The organism is Celerinatantimonas marina (assembly GCF_046054165.1).
Taxonomy (GTDB): Bacteria; Pseudomonadota; Gammaproteobacteria; order Enterobacterales; family Celerinatantimonadaceae; genus Celerinatantimonas.
In genome coordinates, this window is the sequence record NZ_JBFNXK010000004.1 from 242,414 (window position 1) to 256,753 (window position 14,340).

The window sequence follows — 14,340 nt, forward strand, 5'->3', positions numbered from 1 at the left end:
ACAATTTTTACCTGTTTTTACAGTTTATTGCGCTAATAATGATGAGAGCGACATACAATGACCCAATATTTCAAATTCACCATTTAGACATTTACCATGATCCAACTGAATCACATCACCAAATGTAATTTTCTGAATGAGCTTCTTATCCGTTACGTCGACATAAGAACCAGTATCATCGATCATTGAGGTCATGACCCCGGAACCGATCAAGACTTTTTCAGTTCGGGTTTGCTGTGTATATTCATTATAATTTTTCTCAATTCTATAAATATTAACTTTCAGTTTTGCTCTGGCGCCTTGAATTTTATTCATCGTCGTCCGGAATAATGAATCATCCCCATCAATTTTGTCTCTACGTCCGATAATATAAGCAGGGGGTGTTATATCGTTCAACGTAACCTTAACCCCCCGTAAAATCGCATCTTTCACAGCTCCACTTTCCAATGATCTTTTTAGGCTGGTATTCGGTGCGCAATTTGAATAACGAGTTTCCGTCGAACGAGAGACACGTCCATTAAAAGTATAGGTATTAATTAATTCCATCGATGGAATACGATAAGCTCGAATACTCATTGAAGCATCGCCACTGTACTGGCACTTGGCCGGAATTACGATGACGTTCCCTTTTTTGTCTTTGTAGACCCGCCGTTCAACAAACTGCCCATTACTATTGAGTGTGACTAACCGAGGCATCATGGCGATGTCTGCAATATGAGGCCCAGAGCCGTCATAAATCCCTTTTTTCTCCGCAGCAACCAGTTCTGGTTTCAGCTTACTGGCTAATTTCCTATCCAGAATGGTGTTCCCGGAATCCATAAGTTGTTGGGTCAATTCATCATAAGCCTGGGTCGTATAACGATGTTGGGTGGCTCTATCGGCTACATCAAATGGCGTAACCACGATTTTTTGTCCTTTAGATTTCATTTGTGCTTGTAACTGCTCGGGAGTAGGTGCGGTGCCTGAACCGGCCGGCAGATCAACCTTTCGATACCCATCTGTTGTAATAGGTAGTTGCGCACATCCAGCTAATACACCCACCACCCCGGCAATGGCCAGTAATTTTATATTTTTCATCCTACAATCCTAATCCTGATCTAAACCGAAACTTTTCCATAATCCATGTTTTTGAATATATTCAGCCGCTTTAGCTGAAGCTGCCTTATAAGCAAAAGAGGTGTTGGTTATCGATGAGCCCTGCACAATCCAATGTTGCTGACTCACCAACCCATGGGCGTCTTTTAGTTCCCCATAAAATTCAAGCGTTGCAACCTGCTGATCAAATATTTTCTGATAATCAACTTTGGTATGATAGGAGAGCTTAAGATCACATGATGAACAACGAACAACTCGCAATTCCTGTTGATTTAAGAGATCGGTAACCTGTTGACTAATCGCTGAATTATCACCATCGACCCCAACCTGAATGGGCGTTTGTCGGATCAGTTGTTGCAAATCAGTCCACAAATTCGAAGTAGACTTACGATTCAATAATGCACCTAGCTGCAACGCTAATACATCGGCCTGTTGAGCAACCGGTAGCGTAGCCCGGGCATTCATCCACCAAGCGAATAATGACTGTGCTGCTTCTCGCTGACGAGCCTGCGTTACTTTTTGCGAGAGTTCCTGATACTGGTTGCGCCAAGCTTGTGCTAATGCTTGTCTATCCAAACGAATCAGGACCCGTGTGATATGTGCTGAAGAATCAACGACTCGTTCTTGAATTTGGAAATGACTGAGATCAGTATTTTGAATCGATGAACGGATATTGCGCTCTGCATACTGCGCATAGTAGGTATTCGTTTCGGTGGTTTTCACCGATAGTTGTGAAGAGACTCTGGTTTTTAATTTTCCGGCAATATAAGTTAATGCCTGCTGCTGGGCAATATCTGCATTAGCGCCTTCCCCTACACCATACATCCACTGCTCTGAATCAACGGGCGTATGCGTCCACCAATCAGGAATCTTGGCCGAAAACAGGGAAGAACATCCAGAAAGTACGACACAAAAACATAATGTAATAACGCTTCTCATCACTATAATAATTCCTGGTAGACGTATTAAGTATTCTCTAATAGTGACTATCTTTTAAGGATGTCTTTAACCTGATTACATGCGATTAGACACCCAAAATCATATCTATTCAGAGAAACTAAGAATGATATGAAACATTAGCGATGACAGTTATAGACTAGACAACATATTTACAAATACCAGGCACAACTGGATACATCGAAATGTTTATAGCCTATCAATCCATCTTGGAAATTGATCCATATCAGAAAGAAAATGCTTATTACTATAAATATAATATATAGGTTACTCAATATGATAAGTATTGAATTAATATAATTAATACTTTTTTACTAAAAACCTAATTTCTAATTATAAAGTTTGATATAGAAATGAATTTAATAATCGGCTAAAAATGATGACTCGTATTTATTATAAATAACGATTCACTGCATCATTATTTATGATCATCTCTAAACCTAGCCATACTTAATTCAGGGCAAATACAGACCTGTTTCACTCATTTTGAGCCCCCGCTGAATACTCCCCATTCTGCGATTTCTTTCACAGGCGGTTGTTAACTCGCCCCCACTCCGAAATAAACACCTCAGCGGAGGTGTTTCAATGGAGACGACTTTCCCGAAGATCCGATCGATTATGAATGATAGTGACAATACCAGACAGATTCAGCGGGTTTATCCAAAAAGAGTTTGAATAATCGTGAGACGATCCGCACTCCAGTCCGGTTCACTCTCAGTGATAGGGATACCATAGTTATAACCATAAGTCATGCCCAGACTGGGACATCCCGCCGCTTTAGCAGCCAGAATATCATTCCGGGAGTCCCCCACCATCAGCATTTGTCGAGGCCGAAGATGAAGTTTATCCAAAGCATACTGAAGTGGATATGGATCTGGCTTACGTTTATCGAGCGAATCCCCGCCTAACATGATCTCAAAAAAATGACTCATATTCAGTTGTTCAAGAAGCTGAACGGTAAACGCATAAGGCTTATTGGTGATGACCGCCATTGGGATACGTTGCTCAGAAAGCCATTGGAGCGCTTCGATGACCCCTGGATACGGCCGAGTCTCAACACATAAATTTTCAGCGTATAAGCGATCAAAACGAGCCCGAGCATCCTGATACAATGTCTCATCTAAATTCGAAGCAATCTGCTCCGAGCCGGATAGTGCCCGTTTGACCAAAACTTCTACCCCATTACCCACCCAGCTCTTAATCAACTCGATTGGATAAATCATACGATCTAATTCTTTCAACATTAAGTTAATGGAAGAAGCTAAATCGGGGGCACTATCAACCAGTGTTCCATCCAGATCAAAAGCAACTGCTTTTAATGTCTCTGTATTCATACCCGCTCCAAAGCATCGCGCATTGACTGAATCGCTTGCTGATAATCAGGTTGGTTGAAAATAGCAGAACCCGCTACAAAGGTATCTGCTCCGGCTTTAGCGATCTGGGCAATATTGGCAGCCGTTACACCGCCATCAATTTCAAGACGGATGTCTCGCCCGCAAGCATCGATGCGTTGCCGCACTTCAACAATTTTATCCAGAGTCGAAGGGATAAATTTTTGCCCGCCAAATCCGGGGTTCACAGACATCAACAAGATCTGATCGACTTTATCCATGACATAGTCCAAATAATGCAAGGGAGTCGCCGGATTAAAAACAAGTCCACACAAGCATCCGTGTTCTTTAATCAAAGACAGGGAACGATCAATATGTTCAGAGGCTTCCGCATGAAAAGTAATAGTTGTCGCCCCAGCCTTGGCAAAATCAGGAATAATCCGATCCACCGGTTTAACCATCAAATGCACGTCAATCGGTGCTTCAATCCCATAATTACGTAATGCCTGACAAATCATGGGGCCAAAAGTAAGATTCGGTACATAGTGATTATCCATCACATCAAAGTGAATTTGATCGGCTCCTGCTGCTAATACAGCCTGGCTCTCATCCCCCAGTCGGGCGAAATCAGCAGATAAAATAGATGGGGCAATATGGTAAGGCATTTTCATGGGGTCACCACTAGAAGGAAAAAGAGAAAATATATTAGCGCAACTTAGCCGACTCAACCAAATATGCAACCGAATCAGTCCGGGGCTGAGCGGGATATAAAGCCAGCAACTCATCCACTTTCACCCGTTTTTGTCCTTTACGGCTAATCGTTCGCCGAACTTTTAGAGAACTCAGCTGAGCCGCACTATAAATTTTTCGGGTAAACGCAATTTCATGGTTACTAATCAACACGGTAGCACCACGTTGATGGCTCACCAATTCAGCCAACTGTGCTAAATGCAACTGCTGGCCTTCATTAAATCCACCACTGGTATAACTGGTAAAACTGGCCGTGGCCGTTAAAGGTGCATAAGGGGGATCACAGTACACAACATCCCCTGTTTGCACTCGGTCAAAGGTCTGTTCATAACTGCAACACACAAATTCAGCTTGCTTAGCCTTCTGAGCAAAATATTCAAGCTCTGAAGCTGGAAAATAAGGCTTTTTATACCGCCCAAAAGGGACATTAAACCCGCCACTTTTGTTATAGCGACAGAGTCCATTATAACCATGACGATTCAGGTATAAAAATAACAAGGAACGATGGTAGGGATCCTGACTTAGATTGAATTCCTGACGAAGCTGATAATAACAATCCGCATCATTAGTCTCAGTACTGAATAAATGCTTCGCATCATCGATGAACCGCTCCGGATTATCCTTAAGCAGTTGATAGAGATAGATCAAGTCAGCATTGATATCGGTTAATAAATAACGGGGATAATCCGTATTCAGGAAGACAGAACCGGCACCAATAAAAGGCTCGATTAGTAAATCTCCGTCAGGCAGGTGGCGTCGAATCGCATCAATTAAATGATACTTACCACCAGCCCATTTTAAAAATGCTCGGTTCTTTATCATTACGTCTTCAGAATGGTCAGTGACTAATGTTGCAGCTCAAACTGAACCTGCCTGAATGATTTAATAAGGCTTGCCTGCCCTTTAGCTTTAAACTGTCGCTGTGCCTGTAATGCAGCAGAACGCACGGCATAATCACCACTGATCACTTTATACAAAATTCGGCTACTGCTCTGGAACGGATAAATCCACCCATTCAATGATGATTTTTGAACAAATTCCTGCGCTGCCTGCATCGAACTAAATGCCCCCAATTGCAACGTGTAGTGATTCGCTGGTTTTGCATTCAATACACTTTGGGTATCCGTTGCAACATTAGAGGTCACAGTACCGGTTTGTGGTGCGATCTCTGCGTGGACTCGCTGAGGTGTCTGAGCCACGGGGGCCGCCGCAGAAGTTATTTCTTTAGCCTTCGCAACGACAGGTGAAGATGGCGATTTAGCCTGATCCGTTACTTTTGCTTTAGGCTGAGGCGCCGCTTTAGGCTGAGTTGGCGTATCAGACGCGTTCTGCTCCTGAGCTTTGACTAACTGTTCGACAACCTGATCATTAACAACAACCCGTTTTTGACCCACTTCTGGAGCCGACTGAGTATTAATCGACTGCTCGGTCACCGGTGCAGGCAAAGACTGCGTTTGATCTTGATCCTGGGGATTACTCACGGGCTGCGAGTTATCTGAAGGTTGAGTCGCCGCCTGATCTTGCTTGGTCGGTAACACGACCGGAATCGAAACATTCGCTTGCCCACTACTAGCGGATACCGAAGGCGATGAAGCAGGAGAATGATTATTAAGAACCTGTACTAATAGGCCGGCTACTGCAGCTACCAATACCACAATTCCTCCCCAAACAAGGTATGGCTTGCGCTTTGGTGCTTGTTCATCTGACATGATCGCTGCTCCTGAAATAATTTGCTCAACAATTTGACAAATTGCTCCGGGGTTCCCCAAAGCACTTTCGATTCGTTGCTCCACAGCAGATTTATTCTCAACGCTGGCCTGATAATCAGCCCGCTCAAATAAACTCTGAGCCAATAATGAGGCTTCATCCGAAGTTAACGCGGGGATGTCGATCTCCAAAAGCTGAGGAAATCCCGGATAAGTTTGCTGTGCTAACTGGCGAGTACTCAGTGTTGAAAATAACACAATATTCAGAGCATGCTGATAATTCTGCGGATATTTTTCGATAAGCTCAAATAATTCGCTAAAAAATTGCTTCGATAACCGTTCTGCCTGATCGATCACTAATAATAAAGGAACTTCGGAAGCCTCGAGGTTTCGAGACAAACTATCGAAAAGAGGATCAGATGGGTTAAACAGCGGATCGCTCAAAAGCTGCTGTAATAATTGCTCCCGTAACAGCTCATCATTACTTTGAGAATCAACCGATAACCACGCCTGATTGGCAAAATCGGCACTATCTAACAAACTTTCCGCAAGCGCTGACTTTCCGGCCCCCGGTTCACCATGCACGAGCAATATATTGGACCCAAAACGAACCTGAGTTTCTAACCGCTCCAAAAGCATTCGCTGACTGGGCAGTTGAATCAATCGAGAGCGATCATTCATATCCGTTAACGCAGTGCCTGTAAAACCTGTTGCATTTGATCTCGACCGAACTGACCGACTAACTCAGCCGAACCAATCGCTGTCGGCAAAATCACCCGAATTTTCTGGTTCAGCACTTTTTTATCGCGCATCATATGTTCCATAAAATCATCCAGTTCCATCTGTTCTGGCGGTAAGACCGGTAACCCGACACGCTCAAACAACGCTCGGATCCGAGCCACATCGGCTGCAGTAATCAAACCTTGTTGCTCCGCAGCAATCGAGGCCATAACCGTTCCGGCAGCCACCGCTTCACCATGCAGCCAATTACCATACCCCTGATGCGCTTCAATCGCATGACCAAAGGTGTGACCTAAATTGAGCAACGCACGGATCCCTTGCTCTTTTTCATCTTTGGCCACCACTTCAGCTTTAATTTCACAACAACGATGCAACATGGTTGTGATCACATCGGGTTCAAGACGATGAATCGCCTCTAAATGCGTTTCCAACCAGTTGAAAAAATTTCCATCATAGATAATGCCATATTTGATGACTTCAGCCATCCCAGCCCGATATTCTCGTTCCGGAAGCGTATTCAGGCAATTAATATCCATAACCACGGCCTGAGGCTGATAAAAAGCCCCGATCATATTTTTACCCAGCCGATGATTCACCGCTGTTTTACCGCCAACCGAAGAATCGACTTGGGCCAACAAAGTCGTCGGGACCTGAATAAATGGAACACCCCGTTGATAACAAGCTGCAGCAAACCCAGCCATATCACCAATCACACCGCCGCCTAGCGCAATAATCGTCGTATCCCGGCCATGCAGTTTTTCCAGTAGCGCGGTATACACTTGATCAAGGATCTCAGCATTTTTATACTGTTCCCCATCAGGTAGAACCACAACATCGACCTGATAAGCGGCCAACGTGGCCTGTAACGGTGCGAGATACAACGGTCCAACGGTTTCGTTAGTCACGATCATGACTTGCCGAGAACGGATTTCTCCCGTAAAAAAATCGGGCTGACCTAACAGGCCGGGCCCGATTGATATAGGATAACTCCGTTCACCCAATGCAACGGTTAAGCTTTCCATAAGCGAACTCAGAACCCTAATAGTTCAATAATTTGATTAGCCACTGATTTAGCACTCTGATCATCGGTGACGACCCGGTAATCAGCGATTTCTTCATATAAAGGCATACGTTCTTGCGCTAATTTTTCGAGTTTTTCCCGCGGATCATCACAATTTTGCAAAAGTGGTCGACGCTTATCACGCTGAGTACGAGCAAATTGCTTGTCAATAGATGTTTCAAGATAAACAACAATGCCTCGAGCGGACAACCGATTACGGTTTTCTTTGCTTTTAACGCACCCTCCACCCGTGGCCAGGACTAGACCTTGTTCCTGGGTCATATCATCTATTACTGCTTCTTCACGAACGCGGAAACCATCTTCACCTTCGACATCGAAAACCCACGAAATATCAGCACCGGTACGGCGCTCAATTTCAGTGTCTGTGTCATAAAACTGCATATGCAATTGTGAAGCTAAGTGACGACCAATCGTGCTTTTTCCCGCACCCATTGGTCCGATCAAGAAAATATTACGTTTTTCAGCCATGTCTCTACATTACAAATCTATTGCGTCAATTCTTCTCCCGCTAAATAGCTGCGGAGTACCGTCGTAACCAACCTTCTCATTTACCCAAAGATCAGGTGCGCGATTATCTCAGCTTGCGGACTGTTTTGGCAACCGGAAAATCAATACAGACCTCCATTTAGCCATTTACGGATGAATTAACTATTTTTGGGGTCACAAAGATCAATAATTCGCTCTTTTCAAGCGTAGTAGAGCGATACTGAAAAAGTGATCCGATGGCCGGAATCTCACTTATCAGCGGAACTTTATTGATCATCTTTTGACGTTGTTGTTGATAAATACCACCTAACACGATGGTTTCACCATTATTTAATGATACCTGAGTCTGTATTTCTTGGGTATTAATCGCAACCGCACGCCCTAATGGCGTTTGAACCGCATCACCTTCTGTATCCTGAGTAATTACAAGATCTAAAATAATTCGGTTATCCGGCGTAATCTGTGGTGTTACTTTCAAACTCAGAACTGCTTTTTTAAATGTCACTGAAGCTGCGCCACTGGATGCAGATTCAACATACGGGATCTCTCGCCCTTGTTCAATATAGGCCGTCTGCTGATTAGCCGTCACCACCCGAGGGCTTGCAATGATCTTTCCTCTATTCTCCTGCGCTAAAGCCGAAAGTTCAAGGTCCAGAGCCGTCCCTGAAGCAAGTTTTGCAAATTTAAATGCAACGCTGCTGGTTGCCTGCGCGACCGGAAGTTGGACATTGAATCCTCCTTCGGTGACATCCCCATTGGCATGCCCTCCGACCTGCCACTGAACCCCAAGCTCACGGTTATCATCTGTTCGAATCGTGATCATTCTGGAAGCAATATCCACTTCTCTTACCGGCTGATCCAGCACCATTATCAACTGTTTAACTTTTTCAATCATAGCCGAATGCGCCTGGATAATGATGGTATTTGTACGCCCATCTGCGGCTAAAGATGCATTAGCCGCTAACTGATGATGCAACGTAGTTTGAATAATCTTCAGCAATTCAGCCGCTTTGGCATACCGAACTCGGACCGTTACACTATCAAGACCTTGTAATTGCTGAGCGGTTAATTGTTCTTTTAATTGCTGTTGACGCTGAGCCAACACTTCATCGGTCGGGCGGATCATCCATACCTGATTACTCTTCGTCAATGTTAACCCAGCCGCTTCAGCAATTGCCTCCATCGCTTCATCCCAGCGAACATGATGCAAAGTTAAATGCAATGTTTTATCCGAGGGAATATGGAGGATCATATTTTGCTGAGCCAAATCAGCCAGCCATTGTAATAGTCGTCCACAAGGTGCCTGATGTACCTGCAACGATACAAACGGATCTGTTGTGGATGTTGGGTAGGTATACCGAATCTCAATTTGCCGATGTGATACTTTCAAATAGGCCTGAATAGGTCTAGCGAACTGCCACTGCAACTGATCTGTGGCAACCCATTGCATTTGGATCGCTCGATTTTGAAATGCTTTCAACTGCGAATGATCCAATGCTAACTGCGGGAGATATAACTGTAATTGATGTCCATGGGTAGATAGCTGATAATCTATCGGACTCTCATTAAACTTCAGCAAAATATTATTTTTAGAATAGTGAATACTTACTATCTTTAGTGATTTATCGGGATATGCATCGCCAGAAATAACGCCTCGCTGAGTTCCTCCCGTTCGGGACGGAGATAATGGAACAGCAGGCTGAAAAGGATTTCGTTCCACCGCTACACTACGGGTAGCAAAAACCAGTAACAAAGCACTCATCCCCACCATTATCATTTTCATTATTTATTCCGAATTAAATGTAATCGTAATGTCAATAATTGCTGATTTGGTGTTGCCGGCCGGGTTTCAATTGTGAGTTGCTCAAACTGATTCATAGGTAAGTTCGGATAATGCGCCAATAACCAGTGAACAACTGGCCAATATTGGACTGGCCACTGCGCCACCATTTTACCGTCGGGAGCATGACGCCAATACTGCAAAGGAAATGGGAATTGCTGAATAAACCGTGACCATTGGAATGAGGACTGACCAGAGGCCGATGACGGCTTAAAGCGCGCTGTGCGCAACATCACTTGCCGTAACTGTGCGCTCCACCGCTGCTGAGCCCGATATTCTTCCCCCCATCGTTGCACCGCGAATAGACAACATAACCCACAACACAACAGCAGTACTCGTTGATACTTCAAAAGAAAATTCATTTAAAAGTGACCTCAAATTGTAATTGAAAACGGATCGGGGCGGAATTCTGGGTCGTGGCTTCTAAAATCCGACCATGACTTAACCAAGGAAGTTGATTTAGAACGCGTACGATTTGAGTGATCACAACCATTGAATCAGCCCGCCCTTGTAGGTGTAATGTCTGTGATTGAAGAGTGAGTCGCTCCAAATACACGCCTTTGGGGAGCAGTGATGCTAATTGCCCTAATAGCTGCGCCCATGCTAATTGAGGTTGTTGGAAATCGACTGACTGATGCTGCTTTTGTTGCAGAGTCCAAGCTCGCAAATGCTGCAGATAACTCTGACGTAATCGAGAGGTTTGCCGATGCTGCCACCCTACTTCAGCCCATAAACCTAAAGCCAGAATAAAAATCAGGACCAGCGGTAGAGCATGATTCGATACCGATGTCTCTGATTCAGATAAACGAATAAAATTAAATCCATTCATTTCTACAGTGCCAGCGCCGCACCATAGGCCATCCAATGGCCATCATTTTGGCAACATAAAGAGGTCATGATCTGCCATTGAATCGGCAACGAAGGCAGAGATACATCATCACAGAATTCCGCCTGACTACAACGCACCTGAATAATTGTCACCCCCGGAAACCGAGCTAAAATCGCCGCTAAATTTGCCAAATAATTCTGGAGTGACAACGCTGATGGATCCGGTAAAACCTGCCAATCCAATAGCCGATGCTGCAAAAATAGCCCAACTTCCAATTTCGACTCAATGTGAGCAACATATAACTCAGCAAAGCGTCCGGGCATGGCGGGTTGCTCGGCCCACCAGGCGCGAGCCAGTCCATATATAGCCGCATCCAAGCGGGTCAAAGACCACTGACACGACTGCGATAAAGCTTTCAATATGCCTTGCAGCTGCCCCGAGATCCAAGCATAACGATACAGATGTTGCCCCGGATGTCGAATGTCCGGTGCCAACCCGATAAGTTCCAAACAATCATAATCACTCACCGCGACACCATGCTGTCGACACAGAGCGGCACCATTTGTCATCTCAATGGATTGAGACCTCGGCAGACTAATCACGCCCGTCTCAATCCAAGATTTCGGTAAACTTAATGAAACACGCCCATGATAACGATGGAGCTGTTGCTGCAATTGATGTAATCCATCCGCTAAAACCTGCGGCGAATGACACAACGATTCGACCGAAAACTGAGAGGTTTCCAAATTGATTGCCGGTAAAAACCGACGTCCATGAGGTGATAAATATACGGCCTGTAATTGGGAAGCCCCCAAATACAGGCCCAGTCGATTCGAATTTCCAGAGCTAAGCTTAAACATAAAAAGACAGCACAATGGCAAAAATAACTATTGATTTAATTATCAATATAAAATTAATTCCGGTCGAATACAATAAATAGGGTCGAATGATGGAGTCACTTCCTTATATAATTGAGCTTAATCGGGCAAATTAGGTATCCACTATCAATGAAATGGCTAAAGCGTCTTCTGGGCGTCATGTTATTCGGAGTCGTACTCGGTACAGCAGGAATCGGAACCATGTATTTATATGTGTTACCCGAGTTACCTGACGTCAGTGCTCTTAGGGATATACAATTACAAACACCGATGCGAGTTTATACAGCTGATGGAAAATTAATCTCCCAATTTGGCGAGAAGCGCCGGATCCCATTGGCCATAGACCAAATTCCACCGCTGATGAAAAAAGCATTTATTGCCACCGAGGATTCTCGCTTCTATCAACACCCCGGGATTGATCCCATTGGGATTGCTCGCGCGGCCATAAATCTAATTTTAACTGGTCGCAAATCACAAGGTGCCAGTACCATTACTCAGCAGGTGGCTCGTAATTTCTTTTTGACCCGAGAAAAAACTTACATTCGTAAAATCAAAGAGATATTTCTTGCTCTACAGATCGAACATATGCTCACCAAAGAGGAAATTCTGGATCTGTATCTCAATAAAATTCCATTAGGTTATCGTGCTTACGGGGTTGGCGCGGCGGCTCAGGTCTATTACGGTAAAGATGTTCAGGACCTTACACTGCCCCAAATCGCTGTGATTGCCGGGCTTCCCAAAGCACCATCAGCACTCAATCCCTTAACCTCTCCGCAGCGGGCCAAAGCGCGTCGCAGTGTGGTTTTAGGGCGAATGCTCGATCAAGGATATATCGACAAAGCGACCTATGAACAAGCCAATGCAGCGCCGATTACCGCCAGTTATCATGGGGCGGAAATCGAAGTTCATGCGCCATATCTAGCTGAAATGGTTCGTCAACAGATTATCGATCAATATGGTGATGATGCTTATACCCGAGGTTTGAATATTTACACCACCGTCCACTCAAACCGACAGTTAGCTGCCGAACAAGCGCTGCGTAAAAACCTGTTGGATTACGATATGCGCCACGGATTTCGCGGACCCATCCAAACTTTATGGAAAGCAGGTCAATCGCCTCTGCCACGGCAAAAAATTATCGATAAACTGGCCGAACTACCTAATTATGCTTATCTAAAAGCCGCGGCAATTACTGCTGTCGACGAGCAAACAGCCAGCGCTATTCTAAAAGGGGGCAAACCCATTCAGCTCGATTGGGATGGTATGAAATGGGCCCGTCGCTATTTAACGGATAATCGTCAAGGGGAAGAGCCTAAAACCGCACACGATATTCTATCGCCCGGGGATGTGGTCTGGGTGATCGATCAAGGCGATGGCCAACATGATCAACTATCTCAACTCCCAGATGCTAGCGCGGCCATCGTTGCCTTGCGTCCGTTTGATGGCGCCATTCAAGCTCTATCAGGCGGATTCAGTTATAACCGCAGTAAATTCAACCGAGTAACGCAAGCCAAACGCCAGGTTGGTTCAAACATCAAACCCTTCATCTATTCCGATGCATTTGCCAGTGGCATGACATTAGCGACGCTCATCAATGATGCGCCGGTAAATCAATGGGATCAGTCCTTAGGGGTCGCATGGCGCCCTAAAAACTCGCCACCGATATACAATGGACCAACCCGACTTCGAGTGGCATTAGCCGAATCGAAAAACGTAGTTTCAGTGCGATTAGTCCGAAAACTCGGCTTAACCAGTGTCATTAATCATCTGGAAAAATTCGGTTTTCAGGCGGATGAGCTGCCGCGCAACGAAACCATCGCTCTGGGTTCGGCCTCTTTAACACCGCTGCAGGTGGTCACCGGATATGCCACATTCGCCAATGGGGGATTTCTGATTTCACCCTATTTCATCGATCATATTACGGACCCAAGCGGCCAGATTCTATTTCAGGCGACTCCCAAAGTTGCTTGCCCAGATTGCCTCGCCGCATCCGAAGCACCCGAGTCAGCTGAGCCACAACCCGCAGATCCACTGAAGCAATGTCATGGAGCATACGCAACAGCGCAACAACTCGCCCCACAGATTATCTCCACCCAGAATGCTTTTTTGGTGGCTCAGGCGATGCACAGCGTGATTACTGGCGGAGGGAGCTGGGCACACCATACCGGCTGGAATGGGACTGGTTGGCGAGCACTGACATTACATCGGGATGATCTGTATGGTAAAAGTGGCACCACCAATGATGCCAAAGATGCCTGGTTCTCCGGCTTTGGTCCCGATCTGGTCGTCACCAGTTGGATCGGTTTTGATGATTTCAGCCGTGATTTAGGCCAAACCAGTTATAACAACAACTTAGGAAAAGATCAGTCCTATGGTGGGGAATTTGGCGCGAAATCCGCGCAGCCGGCTTGGATCGATTTTATGCGTAATGCTTTAGATGGGATCCCGGAACATCTCATTCCTACGCCTCCCGGGATTGTCACAGCCCGCATTGATGAAAAAACCGGACTACTAAGTAATGCTAACGACTATACCAGCCGTTTTGAATACTTTCTCGACGGAAGCCAACCCACTCAGTATGTCGAGCAAAATACCCAGTCGGCCGGGGGAAATATTCAGGACCAAATCTTTTAACGGCTACGACAA

General features: G+C 45.2%; 13 protein-coding genes. 1 reads left to right on the forward strand and 12 read right to left on the reverse strand.

What is annotated here, in order from left to right:
- Positions 1-24: 24 nt before the first annotated feature.
- The 12 genes from ABUE20_RS06385 to ABUE20_RS06440 all read right to left on the reverse strand — a co-directional run bounded on the left by ABUE20_RS06385 (position 25) and on the right by ABUE20_RS06440 (position 11,676).
- Complete coding sequence (locus tag ABUE20_RS06385; RefSeq protein ID WP_408619030.1) at positions 25-1,077, reverse strand: hypothetical protein; 1,053 nt, start codon at positions 1,075-1,077, stop codon at positions 25-27.
- A gap of 9 nt (positions 1,078-1,086) precedes the next feature.
- Complete coding sequence (locus tag ABUE20_RS06390; protein ID WP_408619031.1) at positions 1,087-2,037, reverse strand: hypothetical protein; 951 nt, start codon at positions 2,035-2,037, stop codon at positions 1,087-1,089.
- A 671-nt stretch (positions 2,038-2,708) separates the two neighbouring features.
- Complete coding sequence (locus ABUE20_RS06395; protein WP_408619032.1) at positions 2,709-3,386, reverse strand: phosphoglycolate phosphatase; 678 nt, start codon at positions 3,384-3,386, stop codon at positions 2,709-2,711.
- Positions 3,383-4,048, reverse strand: a complete 666-nt coding sequence (rpe, locus tag ABUE20_RS06400; protein WP_408619066.1) for a ribulose-phosphate 3-epimerase — start codon at positions 4,046-4,048, stop codon at positions 3,383-3,385. The genes ABUE20_RS06395 and rpe overlap by 4 nt, the downstream gene beginning before the upstream one ends.
- A gap of 40 nt (positions 4,049-4,088) precedes the next feature.
- Complete coding sequence (locus tag ABUE20_RS06405) at positions 4,089-4,955, reverse strand: Dam family site-specific DNA-(adenine-N6)-methyltransferase (RefSeq protein WP_408619033.1); 867 nt, start codon at positions 4,953-4,955, stop codon at positions 4,089-4,091.
- A 23-nt stretch (positions 4,956-4,978) separates the two neighbouring features.
- On the reverse strand, positions 4,979-6,520 hold the full coding sequence (locus tag ABUE20_RS06410) for an AAA family ATPase (protein WP_408619034.1): 1,542 nt from the start codon (positions 6,518-6,520) through the stop codon (positions 4,979-4,981).
- A 5-nt stretch (positions 6,521-6,525) separates the two neighbouring features.
- Positions 6,526-7,602 carry a 3-dehydroquinate synthase gene (gene aroB, locus ABUE20_RS06415; RefSeq protein ID WP_408619035.1) on the reverse strand — a complete coding sequence of 359 codons (1,077 nt, stop codon included), beginning with the start codon at positions 7,600-7,602 and terminating at the stop codon, positions 6,526-6,528.
- Between the two features lie 8 nt (positions 7,603-7,610).
- Positions 7,611-8,129, reverse strand: a complete 519-nt coding sequence (aroK, locus tag ABUE20_RS06420; RefSeq protein WP_408619036.1) for a shikimate kinase AroK — start codon at positions 8,127-8,129, stop codon at positions 7,611-7,613.
- Positions 8,130-8,286: 157 nt separating this feature from the next.
- Positions 8,287-9,930: a type IV pilus secretin PilQ gene (locus ABUE20_RS06425; RefSeq protein WP_408619037.1), complete on the reverse strand. Its 1,644-nt coding sequence runs from the start codon at positions 9,928-9,930 to the stop codon at positions 8,287-8,289.
- A complete protein-coding gene (locus ABUE20_RS06430) occupies positions 9,930-10,349 on the reverse strand; it encodes a hypothetical protein (RefSeq protein ID WP_408619038.1) in 420 nt (139 codons plus the stop codon). The genes ABUE20_RS06425 and ABUE20_RS06430 overlap by 1 nt, the downstream gene beginning before the upstream one ends.
- A complete protein-coding gene (locus ABUE20_RS06435) occupies positions 10,346-10,816 on the reverse strand; it encodes a PilN domain-containing protein (RefSeq protein WP_408619039.1) in 471 nt (156 codons plus the stop codon). Before ABUE20_RS06435 ends, ABUE20_RS06430 begins: the two co-directional genes overlap by 4 nt.
- 2 nt (positions 10,817-10,818) lie before the next feature.
- Positions 10,819-11,676 (reverse strand): hypothetical protein, encoded by an 858-nt coding sequence (locus tag ABUE20_RS06440; protein WP_408619040.1) that lies wholly within the window; start codon positions 11,674-11,676, stop codon positions 10,819-10,821.
- 147 nt (positions 11,677-11,823) lie between these two features.
- On the opposite strand from ABUE20_RS06440, the gene ABUE20_RS06445 reads away from it, so the two are divergent.
- Entirely contained in the window at positions 11,824-14,328 is a 2,505-nt protein-coding gene (locus ABUE20_RS06445) for a penicillin-binding protein 1A (protein WP_408619041.1), read from the forward strand.
- The last annotated feature ends 12 nt before the right edge of the window (positions 14,329-14,340 follow it).